The organism is Gordoniibacillus kamchatkensis (genome assembly GCF_000829455.1).
GTDB lineage: Bacteria > Bacillota > Bacilli > Paenibacillales > NBRC-103111 > Gordoniibacillus > Gordoniibacillus kamchatkensis.
On record NZ_JXAK01000002.1, the window covers coordinates 175,962 to 191,882 of the forward strand.

Annotated in this window: 14 protein-coding genes; 13 read left to right on the forward strand and 1 reads right to left on the reverse strand. The window is 58.3% G+C overall.

Annotated features, from left to right (window positions below):
- The first annotated feature begins 67 nt into the window (after window positions 1–67).
- From SD70_RS02030 to SD70_RS02040, 4 genes are all read left to right on the forward strand, one after another.
- Window positions 68–1,894 (forward strand): cache domain-containing sensor histidine kinase, encoded by a 1,827-nt coding sequence (locus SD70_RS02030; protein ID WP_156157842.1) that lies wholly within the window; start codon window positions 68–70, stop codon window positions 1,892–1,894.
- The gene (locus SD70_RS02035) at window positions 1,842–3,491 is read left to right on the forward strand and encodes a response regulator transcription factor (protein WP_197080907.1); all 1,650 of its coding nucleotides are present in this window, start codon (window positions 1,842–1,844) and stop codon (window positions 3,489–3,491) included. The genes SD70_RS02030 and SD70_RS02035 overlap by 53 nt, the downstream gene beginning before the upstream one ends.
- A 93-nt stretch (window positions 3,492–3,584) precedes the next feature.
- Window positions 3,585–3,827, forward strand: a complete 243-nt coding sequence (locus SD70_RS37435; protein WP_231570986.1) for a hypothetical protein — start codon at window positions 3,585–3,587, stop codon at window positions 3,825–3,827.
- A complete protein-coding gene (locus SD70_RS02040) occupies window positions 3,752–4,903 on the forward strand; it encodes an ABC transporter substrate-binding protein (protein ID WP_231570987.1) in 1,152 nt (383 codons plus the stop codon). The genes SD70_RS37435 and SD70_RS02040 overlap by 76 nt, the downstream gene beginning before the upstream one ends.
- 62 nt (window positions 4,904–4,965) lie before the next feature.
- On the opposite strand, the gene SD70_RS39075 is transcribed toward SD70_RS02040, so the two are convergent.
- Window positions 4,966–5,097, reverse strand: coding sequence for a hypothetical protein (locus SD70_RS39075; protein WP_269432395.1), 132 nt, complete (start codon window positions 5,095–5,097; stop codon window positions 4,966–4,968).
- A 241-nt stretch (window positions 5,098–5,338) separates the two neighbouring features.
- Between SD70_RS39075 and SD70_RS02045 the strand changes: the two genes are divergently transcribed.
- The 9 genes from SD70_RS02045 (at window position 5,339) to SD70_RS02080 (ending at window position 15,631) form a co-directional block, all read left to right on the forward strand.
- Entirely contained in the window at window positions 5,339–6,340 is a 1,002-nt protein-coding gene (locus SD70_RS02045; RefSeq protein WP_197080908.1) for an ABC transporter substrate-binding protein, read from the forward strand.
- Entirely contained in the window at window positions 6,337–6,645 is a 309-nt protein-coding gene (locus tag SD70_RS35675) for a hypothetical protein (protein ID WP_156157844.1), read from the forward strand. The genes SD70_RS02045 and SD70_RS35675 overlap by 4 nt, the downstream gene beginning before the upstream one ends.
- The gene (locus SD70_RS02050) at window positions 6,642–8,426 is read left to right on the forward strand and encodes a cache domain-containing sensor histidine kinase (RefSeq protein ID WP_052486961.1); all 1,785 of its coding nucleotides are present in this window, start codon (window positions 6,642–6,644) and stop codon (window positions 8,424–8,426) included. Before SD70_RS35675 ends, SD70_RS02050 begins: the two co-directional genes overlap by 4 nt.
- A 28-nt stretch (window positions 8,427–8,454) precedes the next feature.
- Window positions 8,455–10,065, forward strand: a complete 1,611-nt coding sequence (locus SD70_RS02055; RefSeq protein WP_041045108.1) for a response regulator — start codon at window positions 8,455–8,457, stop codon at window positions 10,063–10,065.
- A gap of 326 nt (window positions 10,066–10,391) precedes the next feature.
- Window positions 10,392–11,519, forward strand: coding sequence for an extracellular solute-binding protein (locus SD70_RS02060; RefSeq protein ID WP_082053075.1), 1,128 nt, complete (start codon window positions 10,392–10,394; stop codon window positions 11,517–11,519).
- A 118-nt stretch (window positions 11,520–11,637) separates the two neighbouring features.
- Window positions 11,638–12,528 (forward strand): carbohydrate ABC transporter permease, encoded by an 891-nt coding sequence (locus SD70_RS02065; protein ID WP_041045110.1) that lies wholly within the window; start codon window positions 11,638–11,640, stop codon window positions 12,526–12,528.
- Between the two features lies 1 nt (window position 12,529).
- Entirely contained in the window at window positions 12,530–13,312 is a 783-nt protein-coding gene (locus tag SD70_RS02070; protein WP_231570988.1) for a carbohydrate ABC transporter permease, read from the forward strand.
- A gap of 676 nt (window positions 13,313–13,988) precedes the next feature.
- Window positions 13,989–14,930 (forward strand): helix-turn-helix transcriptional regulator, encoded by a 942-nt coding sequence (locus tag SD70_RS02075; RefSeq protein ID WP_041045112.1) that lies wholly within the window; start codon window positions 13,989–13,991, stop codon window positions 14,928–14,930.
- A gap of 77 nt (window positions 14,931–15,007) precedes the next feature.
- Entirely contained in the window at window positions 15,008–15,631 is a 624-nt protein-coding gene (locus tag SD70_RS02080) for a DinB family protein (protein WP_041045114.1), read from the forward strand.
- Window positions 15,632–15,921 lie beyond the last annotated feature (290 nt).

Genomic DNA, 15,921 nt, shown 5'->3' on the forward strand with positions numbered 1-15,921 from the left:
CTAAAGGAAAAAGGCCGAGGCTGTCGCTCGGCCTTTATGCACATCTAAGACATGGCAGGCGAAGCGAATGATGAACCGAATGTTCAACCCGTTTCACCGGTTTCGGATCGATTACGTGCTTTTCTTCGTGTTCGCCGGCTTCGTCACGGTGCTGATTACCCTCGTCATGGTTATCAGCTACACGCTGTCCGCCGGGTCGCAGACAAGCAGCACGTTCCATTACCAGCAAGGCATGCTGAACAAGGTCAGCAAAGAGCTGAACGCCCAGCTGAGATCGGTCGAGCAGGCGTCGCTGGCGCTGTCTTTGAACCAGCCGTTCCTCAATTATTTGGCGCTGACCGGCGACTACTATACGCGCAACTGGACGCGAATCGAAGTGAACCAAAACTATTTGACGCCGGTCGTGAACAGCTCGACGCTGCTGCAGTCCATTCAAGTGTACATGAACGATCCGACGCTGACGGACGTCAACGCGGACGTGCAGTTTTTGCCGCGCAGCATGCTGAGCAAGGAGCCTTGGTATGCTGCAGCCGAGAAGAGCGATGCGCTCTGGGTCGGCGAGCATAGCGTCGGCTCGGGCCAAGGCACGGTGCCGGTCGTCAGCTTCGTGCGGCGGCTGACGACGCAGGGCGGCGCCCAGCAGCTCGGCATGCTCGTGCTGAACGTGAAGCTGAAAGCGCTGCAGGCTACGCTGAACGAGGACCAGCAAGGCGCCAGCCGGCTGCTGGTCGATTCGGGCGGGCGCCTCCTGTTCAGCACCGCGAGCGCCCCGCGCCTGCCCGCGATCAGCGGGCTGCTGGAGCAAATCGATGCCGATTCCGGGTACCGCCGGGTGCGGCTCGGCAAAGAAGATGCGCCCGGAGGCAGCGACATGCTGATGGTGTGGACGCGCGATTTTCGCGAAGGCTGGCTGCTCGTCGAGCTGACACCGTACCGCGACATTATGCGCAGCAGCGTCAAGCTCGCCGGTACGCTGGCGGCCGTCGGCGCAGCCGCGCTCGTCGTCGCCTCGTTCGTCACGCTCTACTTGTCGCGCCTCTTCACGGCGCCGGTGCGGGAGCTGCTGGCGCTCATGAACGCTTATTCGCTCAATCGCACGATGCGCGAATTTCCGTCGCGCTACCGCAACGAGTTCGGCAGCCTGTTCATCGGCTACCGGCGGCTGATCGAACGCGTGGAGGAGCTTTACGTCTCGCTCGAACGGCAGTATAAGGCGCAGCGAGAAGCGGAAATCCGCGCGCTGCAGGCGATGATCAACCCCCATTTTTTGTACAATACGCTCGACCAGCTCAACTGGATGGCGATCGAAGCCGGGCAGGAGCGAATCAGCGAGGTGCTGGAGCTGATGGGCCGCATGTTCCGCATCGGCCTGTCGGGCGGCGCCAGCTTCATTACGCTGCAGGACGAGCTGCTGCATACCGAATGCTACCTCCGCATCCAGCAGCTCAAATGGGGCCACGGCCTGCAATATGCGATCGAGGGCGCCGCGCCGTTCGCGGATTGCTACATTCCGAAGCTGACGCTTCAGCCGTTCGTCGAGAACGCCGTGCTGCACGGCTTTCACGGGCGCAGCGGGGGGCGCATTGCGATCAAGGTGGAGGCGGCGGAAGAGGGGCTGTGCATCCGGATCGCCGACGACGGCAAAGGGCTGGCCCCGGACTGGAACGTCCACAAGCGGCGCAAAAAGGGCGGCTACGGCATCCGCAACGTCATGGAGCGAATTGAAGCGTATTTCGGCGCGCCGTACGGTGTCAGATTGCGGACGCTACCGGACGGGGCGGGCACCGAGGTGGAAATCCGCATCCCGCTGCTGGCCGAAATGCCCGATGCGGGAGCGGCACATGGAGCAGAGGAAAGGAGCGATTCCGATGTGGACGATCGCGGTCGTCGATGACGAACGGCAAGTGCTGCAAGGGATGCGCCGCATTATCCCGTGGCGGGAGCTGAACGCGAAGCCGGCGGGGGAAGCGTCCGACGGCGAAGAGGGGCTCAAGCTAATCCTTGAGCAGCAGCCCGATATTGTGATCACCGATATTTACATGCCGGTGAAGAACGGCCTGGACATGATCGAGGAGCTGCGCAGGGAACAGTACGACGGCAAAATCATCATTTTGAGCGGCTACGCCGACTTCGAATACGCCCGTCAGGCGATGCGGCTGAACGTCGACGACTATCTCAGCAAGCCTGTGACGGTGCAGACGCTGAAAGACGTGCTCGGCAAAGCGATCGGCAAACTGGAAGAGGAGCGGAAGAAGGCGCTGCAGGAAGGCGAGCGGCAGCGCAAGCTGACGCTATACGAGCCGATCGCAAAGCAGGAGCGGCTAAAGGCGCTTGTTACCGGCGCGCCCGGCTTCGGCGGAGCGAGCTGGACTTACGACGACGGCGAGGGCGACGGTGCCGGGCGGCAATATCGCGTTGCGGCGGTGGAAATTTCGCAGAGCGGGCGGCTGGACGGCATGAAGCCGGCGGACTGGCACTTGTTCCGGTTCGCCGTCGCCAACATCGCCGCCGAGCTGGCGGCGGAGCTGCGGCTTGACGTGCAGCCGGTAGAGCTGTACGGCCGGCAGACGGTTATGCTGCTCCGCTTCCCCGCCGGCATGACGGTGGACGAGAGCCGGCGGCAAGCGGTGCAGTTCGCGCGCAGGCTCATCCAGGCGGCCGACGCCTACTTGCACATCCGGATTCAGGTCGGCATCGGCGGCATGAAGGAGGAGACGAAGGTTATCGCCGATTCCACGGAAGAGGCGTTCCAGGCCTTGCATACGAAGCTGTGCGTGCCGGACGAGGCGTTTCCGATCTTCATCTACAAACGGAAACAGGACGCGGCAGGGAACAAGGTCGCCGAGCTGCGCCCGATCCGCCATTATCACGAAATTGCCCAGGCGCTCGCCGGCCTGCAGCAGCATTTGGCAGCCGAAGCCGTAGAGCGGCTCGCGGCGCTGCTTCGCGACTGGCCGGAGCTGACCGCGGCCGAGCTGCAGCGGGTTGCCCGGGAAGTGTGGACGATATGCAAATATACGCTGCACGAAACCGGCCGCGGGCTGGAGGAGGCGTTCCCGGCCGAAAGCGTCGAACGGGAGCTGGCGGAGCTGCTGCTGCCCGCGCAGTTCCGGGAGTGGGCGCTGGCCAAAATCGAAGCCGTCTGCGCCAAATTCAGCCGCGGCGACAATCTGCGGCACAGGCAGGCCGTCGATTACATGGTGCGCTACGTTCACGAGCATTACGCCGAGGACCTGCGACTCGCCGATCTGGCGGAGCAAGTGTACATTTCCCGCAGCTATTTGAGCAACATTTTCCGCGACTTGGCGGGCGAGACGTTCAACGACTACGTCACGAAGGTGCGCATGGAGAAAGCGAGAAGCATGCTTGCCGAAGGCAAGCTCATGGTGTACGAAATCGCCGAAAAAGTCGGCTACAAAAACGTTCCGTACTTCACGACGCTGTTCAAAAAGCATACCGGCCGCAGTCCGACCGAATTCGTAAAAAATTGAAACAATTTGTACATCCGTCTCCTAGGCGCTCCGAACCGAAACGGGTACGATGAAGATGCCAAACGACAGGAAACGAAAGGGGACTTGAACAGCATGAACAAGAAGCCTATCGCGATGCTGCTTGCGGGAATGATGCTGACGGGGGCACTGACCGCTTGCGGCGTCAAGAAAGAGGAGCAGAGCGCTCCGGCGGCGCCGGCCGGGAAAGATGCGCCGGCAGCGGCGGCGAGCGGCCAGACGCCGGTCAAGCTGCGCATCTTGTGGTGGGCCCGCAAAGCCGCCACGACGCCACGCTCAAAGCGCTTGACCTGTATACGAAAAAACATCCGAACGTGACGTTCGAACCGGAATTCCAAGGCTTCGACGGCTACCTCGACAAGCTGTCGACACAAGCCGCGGCCAAAAATACGCCGGACATTTTCCAGATGGACGCGGCCTGGTTCAACGACTGGGCCAGCTCGAACCGTCTGGCCGACCTGTCCTCCGTGAATACGAAGGATGTCGATAAAGCGCTGCTCGATACCGGCACCTACAAAGGCAAAATATACGCGGTGCCGCTCGGCAACAACGCGCTCGGCATCGTCTACAACAAGGTCGTGTTCGACAAGCTCGGCGTGCAGCCGCCGAAAACGTGGGACGAACTGTTCCAGCTCGCGAAAGACATCAAGCCGAAGCTGGCGAAAGATCAATATTTGATCAAGGACTTGACGCCGGACTACGGCATGTATACGTCGTACCAGCTCAGCAAGGGCAAAGGGTACCCGCGCACGCAGGACGGCAAGTTCAATTACGACAAAGATACGTGGATCGAGTTCATGACGAGAATGCAGGAGCTGCGCAAGGGCGGCTTCGTGGCCCCGCCGGACGTGACGATGTCGGACAAAGGGTTCGATGCGAAGCTCGATTTGCTCGGCCAGGAGAAGGTCATGATCAAGCCGTCGCATGCCGCGGAATTCGCCGGCTTCGACTCGCTCAAGCCCGGCAGCTTCGCGCTGGCGCCGCTGATGAGAGGCGTCGAAGCGGGCGGCTGGCTGAAGGCGTCGATGTACTGGAGCGTCAATCCGGACAGCAAAGCGAAAGAAGAAGCGATGAAATTCGTCGACTGGTTCATCAACGACCAGGAAGCGGCCGACATTCTCGGCACGTCGCGCGGCGTTCCGGTGTCGAAGAAAATCGTCGACTACTTGCAGCCGAAGTTCAGCGCCATCGACAAAGCCGGGATCGATCTGATCAATCAGACCGCCCAAGGCGGCGGCAAAGCGTTCGACCCGGGTCCGGGCATCAAGGGCGGCTGGGCGAAGTTCGCGACGAACAAGGAGTACGACAACATTACGCAGCAAATCATGTTCGACAAAATGACGCCGCAGCAAGGCTGGGAAGAAGTCGTCAAGCTGAGCAAAGATTTGCAATAACGGGAAAAATGGCTCTCCGATAGGCGCCGTGCGCGCTCGGAGAGCCATTTTGCCGCTCGCGGTCAAGGCTGCCGGTCTTCCTCGGGAATGTACTTCTTCCGGTTCTTATAAACGATATAAATAGCGCCGACCGCGCCGACGACGAGAATAACGGACCGCCAGTGTTGCGCCAGAAATTGCATCGTGCTGTTCATGGCCATCGCTCCTTCTGCGTGGGGAGTGCTGCATTGCGATTAGGATTCGCCATGGCGCTTATTTCCATGCATAAATTGTGTGCTACAATATAGGAAAGCGGGCCAAGCCCATGCCCTGCATGGACGCGCCGCATGCCAAAAAAATGTCCATAACAGCGAAGGAATCGTCATGTTCCATGCGCCTGCATTGTGGTATATGTTGGTGACAACAAAGAGTTTACTGACTGCGAGGGAGATCCCATTGCCGACAAGCGTAAGGCGGGCATGCATCCGTATTTTGCTGGGGGCCGTTCTCGTCATCGTCCCCGGCTGCGATTTTTACAATCCGAGCCTGCAGCTGCCGAAGCCTGAGGGGAATGGCGACGGGGTCAGGCTCACGCTGTGGACGCCGCTAAGCGGCGGCGACGGCATTTTCATGCACGATCTGGTTGCCGCTTACAACAAGGAGAACACGGACGGCATTACGGTCGATCTCGTCAACAACAAGTCCGAAGAATATTACACGAAGCTGCCGACGGCCATCGTCACCGAGGAGGCGCCGGATGTCGCGATCATTCACGCCTCGAGGTATGCCCAATACGTCCGCAACGGCTTTATCGACCCGATTGACGATGTGGCGCAGGCCGCAGGGGTCCGCTGGGAAGATGTGAACCCGCACGTGTTGAGCAGCACGGTGGCGGGCGGCAAGCATTATTCGATTCCGCTCGACACCCATTTGATCGTATTCTTCTATAACAAAACGCTGCTGCGTCAAGCAGGGCTGCTGGACGCGGCCGACCGTCCTGCCATCGAGCCGGGGCCTGACGGCTTTATTCGTTTCCTGGAGACGATTCGTAAGCGCTTACCATCCGGCATCGCCCCGCTCTCCATGCCAAGCATGCGCCTTGATCCTTATTGGCTATGGTGGTCGCTCTACAACCAGATTGCGGACAAGGGAGGCGTCATGTACACGGACGACGGGCATGCGTCGGCGATCAATAATGACACCGCTTTGAAGGCGATGAATTTCGTCTATTCGCTATATAGCAGCCAGCTGATCCCGCCGAATATTTCCGATGCGCAGAAATTGTTCGTCGAAGGCCAGGCGGCGACGTTGATCCAGGGGGTATGGGGACCGGGGGCATCGAGCATACGCCCGGCCTCGATTTCGGCGTCACCGAGCTACCGCAAATTTACGACAGGCCTGCATCCTGGGGCGATTCGCACACGTTCGCTTTTCCGAAGCAAGAGCAGGTCGACATGAAGAAGCGGGTCGCCTCCGTAAAATTCGCATATTGGGCCGCACAGCACGGGGATATGTGGGCGAAGGCCGGCCACGTCCCGGCGTCGTATACGGCATTATCTTCCGAGGCGTACCGCGCTTTAAACTTTCGCTCCGAGTATGCCGCCGCTGCGGAGCATGTGAAATATTTTCCGAGCCAGCCGAAGCAGGGGGAAATCAACGATTGGATGGTCAAGGAGTTCGAACGGATGCTGCTTGGCCAAATTACGCCGCAGGAGCTGCTGCAGCGCGCGGACAACATGATTAACGAGAAGGTAGGCAAATGATGGCGCAACGGATAGGCCGCACTTGGCAATGGTTCCGGAATCGGCCGCTGGTGTTCAAGTTTACGATGGTCAGCTTCGTCCTGATCGCTTTGCCGCTCGCCATAACGGGCTATTTAACGTATGCCAGCTATTCGTCGTCCATACAGCGCAACGTAGGGAAGTATCAGGCGGATTTCGTCCGCGAGCTGACCACGAACATCGATACGTTCATGAACGAGCTGAATTTGCTGTCGCTGCTGCCCTATCAGTCTCCCGACATCATGGACTATCTCGCCTCGGGAAAAAAGCCCGGCACTCCTTGGACCTGGGACGAAAGAGTGGCGCTCGAGGACTTGTCGAAGCGGGTGTTCACGAACGGCCGGGTCGATGTGATCGGCATGTATTTGTACGGCATATCCGGAGTTTCCTACGTGCATCGTCCAGACGGCGTGCCCGACACCGCCGGCACGAGCTATAAGGAGGAGCCTTGGTACGGCAAGGCGTCCGCGACGGGGAAAGGCATATTTCTCGGTTCCCACGAGGTGAAGTCAAGCCGGGCGTCCGGCTATCAGGTGTTCTCGATCGTGAGAAAGATCCGCAGCATCGACACCGGCGAAGACCTCGGCTATTTCCAGCTGGATGTCGAAGTGCGCGCGATACGCAATAAAATCAACCAGCTGTCGATGAACAACAACGAGAATGTGGCGATATTCGACAGCGACAACCAGTTGGTATATAAAAACCACGATACGTTCGAGCTGGACGAATCGTCGTACCGGGGAACGGGCACCGTTATCGTCGACCGGAACGGGCAGAAAGAGCTGCTCACCTATCACACATCGCCGCTGACCGGCTGGACGACGATCGAGACGGTGCCGGTGTCCGTGCTGACGCGCGATACGGTCGCCGTCCGCAATTATTTTGTGGCCATCGCCGTTGCCAGCTGCGGACTCGCCGGGCTTCTGATGACGCTGCTGTCCGTGCGCATCACGCGTCCGATCAGCCAGCTGCGCAACATGATGAAGAAGGTGGAGCGCGGCGATCTTGACGTTTCGATTCCGATTTCGAGCAGAGACGAAGTGGGGCAATTAAGCCAATCCTTCAACGTAATGGTGTCCAAGCTGAGCGACCTCGGCTACCGGCTGTACGAAACCGAAATCCGCGAAAAACACGCGCAAATGGCCGCTTTGCAAAGCCAGATCAATCCGCATTTTCTGTATAACACGTTAGGGACGATCAGCATGTATGCCGAGCTCCAGGGCAACCGCGAAGTGGTGCGCATGACGAATAACCTCAGCCGCCTGCTTCGCTACAGTATTACGAACAGCCGTAGCGAAGTGACTCTCGCGGAGGAGCTGCAGCATGTGCGCGGCTATATGGTCATCCAGCAAATCCGTTTCGAGGAGCGGCTTGGCTTCGACGTTCGCGTGCAGGAGGAGAGCTTGCTGGAGCAGCCGGTGATTCGTCTCATGCTGCAGCCGATTGTGGAGAACAGCATTATTCACGGCATCGAGAAAGGTCGGGGGCGGGGTACCGTCATTTTGTCGGCAGCCCGGGAAGAGGGCAGGCTTGTCATTACCGTTGAGGACGACGGGAGGGGAGTGCCGGAGGCCGATTTGCAGGAGCTGCGCAGCAATCTTCGGCTGGCTCCGCTCTCGGACGACATTGGCGGTCACGGCCTCGTCAATGTGCACCGGCGCATCGCTTTGCGGTACGGACATCAATATGGCGTTGCCGTTGACAGCAAGCCGTTCGCCGGTACGAAGGTCGTGCTGACACTGCCTTTGGCAACTTCGATGTGAGGATAACCCTATCTGGGAGGTTTTGCCGATGCCGAAGCTTCTGATCGTAGACGACGAGACGATTTTCCGCAAAGGGGTCAGGCATATGATTGCGGAGATGAATTCCGACTGGATCGTCGTGGATGAGGCGAGAGACGGCCTGGAAGCGATCGAGAAAGTGGAATTTCACCGCCCGGATTTTATCATTACGGATATTCGCATGCCGCGGATGGACGGCATCCAGTTTCAATATGTGCTGAAGGAGAGGTACCCGCTCGTCCGCTGCATCGTGATGAGCGGCTTCAGCGATTTCGAGTACGCCCGCCAGTCGCTCAAATTGGGCGCCAAAGACTATTTGATGAAGCCGCTGGAACGCGAAGAGCTGTACCGAACGCTGTGGAAGCTGAAGGAGGAATGGCTTGCCGACCAAGGAAAACAGCTTATCGCGAACCGGGAGAAAGAGGAAGACCGGCAGACGCGGGCGCAGCTGCGGCAGCATATTTTGACCGGGCTCGTGCTTGGAACCGTCAAGCCGGAGGAGCTCGAGCTTCTCCATCATGTCGGGGTGCTGTTCCCGCATTCCAGCTTCACGTGCTGCGTCGCCCAGCTTGATCGCGATTCCGTCGACGACGAGCGCTATGCGCGCTCCGATCCTTCGCTCTTCGGTCTTCATATGTGCCAATTCATGCAGGAAACGATCGACGAGGAGATGCACGGATTCGTCTTCGCCGTTGCGGATGCGAAAGTCGTAGCCCTTATCAATCATGAGCACGAGCACCATGTACGGGACCGGATATTGCGGCTCGCCCAGGCGATGTGCGCGCGAATACGGGCTTTTTCCCGCATGACGGTGACGATCGGCGTCGGCGGTGAGGCTTCCGGTCTCGAATCCGTGCCCGAGTCGTACAAAGAGGCGGAGACGGCCTTGTTCACGCGCCTCATTTCCGGCGGAGACAAAGCGTATTTGTACCGGGGCGCCGCCAAGCAAGCGCACGCCGACCAAGAGTCCGACTCGGCTGATTGGGGGCTTCTCGAAGATACGCTGCGCGAAGGCAAAGCGGAACGATTGCGGCAAGTTGTCGGCATGATGGTGGGGCGTTTGTGCGATCGTGCCCGCGACCCGGAATACGTTCGGGAGCAGGCTTGCAAGCTGCTGCTGCACATCTATGAGCTGGCCGTGGAGCGGGACGCTGCGCACGAATTGCTGCGAGGAAAAGAGATCAAGGATTTGGTGAACGAAGTATGCTCCATCACGTCCAGAAACGAGCTGATTGCATATTTCCAGCACCTTGTCGAAGCTCTTAACCGGACGATCGGTTTGAAAAAGACCGCTGCCGCACCCGGCCCGATCGAAGCCGTGCTGCAATACGTTAACGAGCACTATGCGGAGCCAATAACGCTCAGCAAAGCAGCGGAGAAGGTGTACTTGTCCCCAACTTATTTAAGCACGCTGTTTAAGGCGCGCACCGGCAAATCGTTCATCGGTTACGTTACCGAGAAACGCATCGAGGAAGCCAAAAAGCGGCTCATCTACACGGACGAGAAAATCGTCTCGATCGCCGATTCGTGCGGCTTCGAAAATATTCGCCACTTCAACCGGGTGTTTAAAGCCGCGACCGGGCTGACGCCGAAGCAATTCCGCGACCTGGGCGATGCATAGCCGCAAAAGCTGAAAAATGGTCCATGCCGACCAAAAGATACGCCATGGCTGAAACGGGCTGCCCTTAGTATAGTGTTGCTTGTTATCGCAACAGCACACATCGAAAAGGGAGTGTTCGTCGTGAAAAAACTGGGTGTATCACTTGTAAGCGCTTCATTGCTTCTGTCGGTGTTGGCCGGCTGTTCCGGCGGCAAAAGTCCGGATGCGGCGGTTCTCCGTCTCCGTCTCCGTCCTCGGGCGACGCCGCGAAACCGGCTGCGAATACCGGCGGCAAGAAGGTCGAATTAACGTATTGGACTTTGTTCAGCGGCGGGGACGGCGACAATATGGACGCGATTATCGACGCCTTTAACAAATCGCAGTCCGACATCACCGTCAAGAACGTCAAATTGGAATGGGGCGAATATTACACCAAGCTCGTAACCGGCGTGTCCGCTGGCAAAGGCCCCGATATCGGCATTTCGCACGTGTCGAAACTGCCGGAGCTGATCAAACAAGGGGTCGTCAGCGAAATCGACGACGTGGCGAAAGCGGCCAATCTCAATTGGGGCGACTATAACCAAAACATTTTGAATGCGACGATTAGCGGCGGCAAGCACTATGCGGTTCCGCTCGATACGCACCCGTTCATTATGTACTACAACAAAAAGCTGCTGCAGGACGCAGGCGCTCTCGGCGCCGACGGCAAGCCGAAGATCGAACCGGGAGCGGACGGCTTCGTGAAGTTCCTTAGCGGCATTAAAGATAAGCTGCCGAAAGGCGTCTCGCCGATGGCGTTGTCCAATAACGGCGACGACCCGTACCGGCTGTGGTGGGCGGCGTATTCCCAACTGGGCGGCAACGATATCATTTCCGACGACGGCAAGTCTACCGCGATGGACATGGACAAAGCCGTGAAAGCCGCCAACTTCGTGAAAAGCTTGTATTACGACAGCAAAGTGATCAAGCCGAACGATCCCGATTTCTATAAGTCGTTCCAAAGCGGCCAGGCTGCCGTCATGATGACCGGCGTATGGGCGACGGGCACTTGGGAAGCGACGAAAGACTTCGACTTCGGCGCAATGCCGATTCCGAACCTGTTCGGCAATACGAAAACGTGGGGCGACTCGCACACGATCATCCTGCCGGTAACGAAGGACAACGATGCGAAGAAGCGGCAAGCGGCGCTGGCGTTCGCCAAATTCGCCACCGAGAACGGGCAAATTTGGGCGAAGGCGGGCCATATTCCGGCCAGCACCAAGGTGGTCGATTCTGCCGAATTTAAAAACATGAAATACCGCAGCGACTATGTAAGCGTGGCGAAGGACGTCGTCTTCCCGAAGCAGTCGGACAAAACGTGGCCGAAAAACGATATCCTCAAAAAATACCTGGACGAAATTTGGCTGAACAAAACGCCTGCCGAAGACGCGCTGAAGAAAATCGACAACGAAGTGAAATCGCTGCTCGCCAAATAATTGGCCGGCCAGCGTAGTTAGTCCGGATTGCCAACTGAGCTTCATTATCAACGCTTAACAAGCTTGAAGATATCGCCGCTTCAAGCTTGTTACGTTTAAGGGAAGAGGTGCTTGCAAGATGAAGGCGAAGCAATTGCGGCTCGATGTGAAGGCGTTCCTGTTCCTGCTGCCGTTCTTGCTCTTATATGTCGTGTTTACGATATTCCCGATGTTCAAAGGGCTGCAGATGAGCCTGTACGATTGGACGCTCATCCGCAAAATGAAGTTCGTCGGCCTGGACAACTACAAACATATGGCGCAAGACCCGGGGTTCTGGAAATCGTTATGGAACTCCACCTACTTCGTCATTTTGACGACGCCGACGATGCTCGTTCTGGCCCTCGTTCTCGCGGTCATCTGCAACCGGAAGTCGAGATTGCAGCGGTTTTACCGCAGCGTCTTCTTTCTCCCGAGCGTGCTGTCCGTGTCCGTCGTCGCTTATGTCGGGATGTACATGATCCAGCCGTATACCGGGTTTACGAATAATTTTCTGAAGATGCTCGGTCTTTTGAATCCCGACAAGGAACTGTTCTGGCTAACCGAGGCGCCGCTCGCCTGGATCGCCATTGCCGGCATTACGCTCTGGTGGACCGTCGGCGTGAACATGATTCTCTACTTGTCGGCGATGCAGGACATTCCCGAGGACATTTACGAAGCGGCGCGGCTGGACGGGGCAACGGACGGACAGATGTTTTTCCGGATTACGCTGCCCCTGCTCGGGCCGATCACAAAGACGATTTTGCTGCTGCAAATCATCGCTTCGTACAAAGTGTTTCTGCAAATTTACATCATCACCCGTGGCGGTCCGGGTACGGACACCAGGCCGATCATTCAATATATTTACGAAGAAGGCATCAAGAACAACCATATGGGGTACGCGGCCGCGCTTTCCTATTCGCTGTTCGTCATCCTGATGCTCATCTCCCTGTTGCAGCTGCGCGTCAATTCCCGAAAAGGAGCGGTGATGTAACATGCGGATCGTGCGAACCGTCGTTTCGCTGCTGCTGGCGTTGTTCTTCCTGCTGCCGCTGTCCTGGATGCTGGTCGTTTCCGTCAAGGACGAGGCGATGAAAATTAAAGGCGTGCTCGACTGGTATAAACCTCCTTACACGCTGGATACGTATTTTTACGTGTTCCGGGAAACGTCGCTGCTGCGCTGGATGTTCAACAGCTTCGTCGTCGCATGCGCCGTTACGGTGCTGGTCGTTCTGTTCACGTCGATGAGCGCGTTCGCGCTGTCCAAAATCCGCTTCCGGCTGCGGGGCTTCGTGTTCGTGTTCATTTTGGCGGGGCTCATGATTCCGGGCGAAGCGATGATTATTCCGCTGTACCAGGTCGTGAAAGAGCTTGGGATGCTTGACTCGTATCAGGGGCTTATTTTGCCGGCCATCGCGTCGCCGTTCGCCGTCGTCGTGCTGAAAAGCTTCTTCGATTCAGTGCCGAACGAACTGATCGAAAGCGCCGAGATGGACGGCGGCGGGCTGTTCAAAATTTACTACAGCATCGTGCTGCCGCTGGCCAAACCGGCGATCGCCTCGATTGCGATCCTGACGTTCATCGGGCAGTGGAACAACTTCCTGTGGCCGTTCATTTCCATCACCTCGGAAGAGTTGTTCACGCTGCCGATGGGCATACCGACCTTGCTGTCGCAATATACAAAAGATTACGTGAGGCCGATGGCGATCAATTCGATTTCGTCGCTGCCCGTTATTATTGTGTTTCTGTTTTCGAGAAGCAGATTGTGCGCGGGCTGAGCTTTACCGGGATTAAGGGGTAAGAGGGGTTGGTTGTACCGGAGTCGGGAGCTGTAACGGAACGGTGCGTCGGTGTCAAGGGACAGGACGGTGCGCCGCATCGAGTTCTGTAACGGATGGCGGAAGGGTATGCGGATATGCGGGCCTGCTTGTGAGGCCAGATCGGAGCTTCCGCGTCGCGGTGGAATGGAAGTTTGGTGCAGGGGACCGCGCAACATTCACCGCCGCTACACCCGCAACATCGACATAACGGAACGCCGTTCCGCTATGCCCGGTATTTCCCGTTATTTCCCCAAAATAACGGAATTTCGTTCCGTTATTTTCCAGAAAAAGCACCGGAACGCCTGTCATAACCAACGATTGCTTCAAAATAACGGAACGGGAATCCGCTATGATGCCGGATTCCCGTTTCTTTTCGCGAATAGCGGAACAGCGTTCCGTTATGGATGGACGCCTCGGCCTAGAACCTCCTGTTCGTTGTTCCCGAAGTAGCAACGCCGAGAGGAGGCAGAGGTGGAAATCGGAGTACGGGAACAGAGCATTTGTTCAGACGGCGCTGAAGGTTGAGCAAATCCACATGCTTTGGGGAAGGCCGGGCCGCAAGTTGCAGTTTTGCTCCCCAATAAGGCCCTTGTATAATCTACAATAAATAGCGGCACTTAGAGGGGAGCCTGCCATGAACAAAACCGACCGCCAGATGGCGATCATATTGGAGCTGCAGCGCTTCGGCGAGCGGCGCGCCGAGGATTTGGCGGCGACGTTCGAGACGAGCGTGCGGACGATTTACCGCGATATGCAGGCGCTCAGCGAAGCGGGGGTGCCGGTGGTGGGCGCGCCGGGCCAAGGGTATTCGCTGATGGAGGGCTATTTTTTGCCGCCCGTCAGCTTCACGGCGGAGGAGGCGACGGCGCTGCTGCTCGGTCTTGACTTTATCGAACGGCAGTTCGATGCCGGCTACCGTGCCGAGGCGCAAAGGGCGCGTGGGAAGCTGGAGGCGATTTTGCCGGGGCCGGTGCGCCTGAACGTGGCGCGGGTGCGCTCCGGCGTGAAGCTGCTCGCCGCGGGTAGGCCCGGCGCCGGCGAGGAGGAGGTGCTTGTGGCGCTGCGCCGCGCCATACTTGACGAACGGAAGGTACGCTTCCGCTACGACAAAAAGGTGCCGGAGCCGGACGGCAACCGGCGCAGCGTGCGCGAGGCTGACCCGTACGGTCTCGTGCTCACAGAAGGCGTCTGGATGCTCGTCGCCTTCTGCCATTTGCGCCAAGGCATGCGCCACTTCCGCCTGAGCCGGATGAGCGATGTCGAGGTGCTGGACGAGCGGTTTCGGCGTCCGGAGCATTTTGACTTGCACGCATACAAACCGGCGAACGACCGGACTGTCACGGTGCGCGTGCGTATAGCGCCGGAGCTCGCCGATCGGGCGCTGGAGAAAAACTATTACTACACGGAAGCGTCGGAGCGGACGCCCGAAGGGCTGCTGCTGACGCTCAAGGTGCGGCATCCGTTCGAGGTGCTCGGCTGGGTGCTCGGCTGGGGAGCCGGCGCTGTCGTGCTGGAACCGGAGGAGCTGCGCGAGCGGGTGCGGCAAGAATGGCTGAAAGGTCTGAAAAGCTACTGACATACTGCTGTCAGGAGCGGTTCGTTATACTGGGTTCAGATTCCGATAACGAAGAGCCAAAAGGAGCTGAATCCGACATGACGGATACGAAAACGGTGCTGAGCAAATTTGAGCAAACGGTGGCGCATTACGAGCGCGAGCTGGAGCGGTACGATCTGGAGCAGTTGACACGCAAGCCGGGAGAAGAGGAATGGTCGCTTGGCCAAATGTACATGCACTTGATCCGGTCGAGCTTGTTTATGCAACTGGCGAACGTGGACGCTTGCCGTAAGGAGGGACTGGACAGCGGAGCGCCCGTATCCGGCGTACCCGGCACCCGGGAAGCCGCAGTTGCGGCAAGCAGCGCGCCGGGCGCGACTGCTGCAACCGCCGCGGGAAAGACGGAGCAAGGAGCTGCTCTGTTCGCTATGGGCAGCTTTCCGCCGGAGCCGGTTCGCGTCCCGCCATCGCCGCAATATACGCCGCCGCAGCCGGAGAGCAAGGACGAGCTGGCACAAGGACTGCGGCAGGTGCTGGCGCGGATGCGCGAGCTGGAGCCTGCGCTGGCGCACATTCCGCCGGAACGCACGCGGCCGCATCCTCGCCTCGGCGGGCTGAACGCGGTGGAATGGTTCCTGCTCGTCGAGATGCATTACCGCCACCATTTGCTGCAGAAGGCGCGGCTGGATGCGTTCCTCGGCATGGAACCGGCAGCAGGATGAGGCACGGACAGCAAGGAGGCGAAAACAGGCTGGCAATCGTATGCCTCCCCTCGCCAGCTGCGATTTCGAAAGTTACACCGGCGCAGAGGACTCCGGCTCCGAAACCGGCATCTACGTGCCGGTCGCGCTATAACAGTAGGTTTAACGTTGCGGCGTCAGCCGAAGACAAACAAAATGCCGATGTCTTTCCGCCGCGAAAGATGTCGGCATTTTGCCGTTTTCGTTCCGAACTGTTGAGTCCAAATGACGATCATCACAAATATCAAAAAAGTACACCAATAGTATCAATT

Excerpts from the sequence above, each read along its gene's own strand:
- SD70_RS02055 (WP_041045108.1), top strand. The coding sequence starts at position 8,455 with ATGCCGAAGCTTCTGATCGTAGACGACGAGACGATTTTCCGCAAAGGG.
- SD70_RS02050 (WP_052486961.1), top strand. The coding sequence starts at position 6,642 with ATGATGGCGCAACGGATAGGCCGCACTTGGCAATGGTTCCGGAATCGG.
- SD70_RS35675 (WP_156157844.1), top strand. The coding sequence starts at position 6,337 with ATGAAGAAGCGGGTCGCCTCCGTAAAATTCGCATATTGGGCCGCACAG.
- SD70_RS39075 (WP_269432395.1), bottom strand. The coding sequence starts at position 5,097 with ATGAACAGCACGATGCAATTTCTGGCGCAACACTGGCGGTCCGTTATT.
- SD70_RS02065 (WP_041045110.1), top strand. The coding sequence starts at position 11,638 with ATGAAGGCGAAGCAATTGCGGCTCGATGTGAAGGCGTTCCTGTTCCTG.
- SD70_RS02060 (WP_082053075.1), top strand. The coding sequence starts at position 10,392 with ATGGACGCGATTATCGACGCCTTTAACAAATCGCAGTCCGACATCACC.
- SD70_RS02030 (WP_156157842.1), top strand. The coding sequence starts at position 68 with ATGATGAACCGAATGTTCAACCCGTTTCACCGGTTTCGGATCGATTAC.
- SD70_RS02075 (WP_041045112.1), top strand. The coding sequence starts at position 13,989 with ATGAACAAAACCGACCGCCAGATGGCGATCATATTGGAGCTGCAGCGC.
- SD70_RS02070 (WP_231570988.1), top strand. The coding sequence starts at position 12,530 with ATGCGGATCGTGCGAACCGTCGTTTCGCTGCTGCTGGCGTTGTTCTTC.
- SD70_RS02035 (WP_197080907.1), top strand. The coding sequence starts at position 1,842 with ATGGAGCAGAGGAAAGGAGCGATTCCGATGTGGACGATCGCGGTCGTC.
- SD70_RS02080 (WP_041045114.1), top strand. The coding sequence starts at position 15,008 with ATGACGGATACGAAAACGGTGCTGAGCAAATTTGAGCAAACGGTGGCG.
- SD70_RS37435 (WP_231570986.1), top strand. The coding sequence starts at position 3,585 with ATGAACAAGAAGCCTATCGCGATGCTGCTTGCGGGAATGATGCTGACG.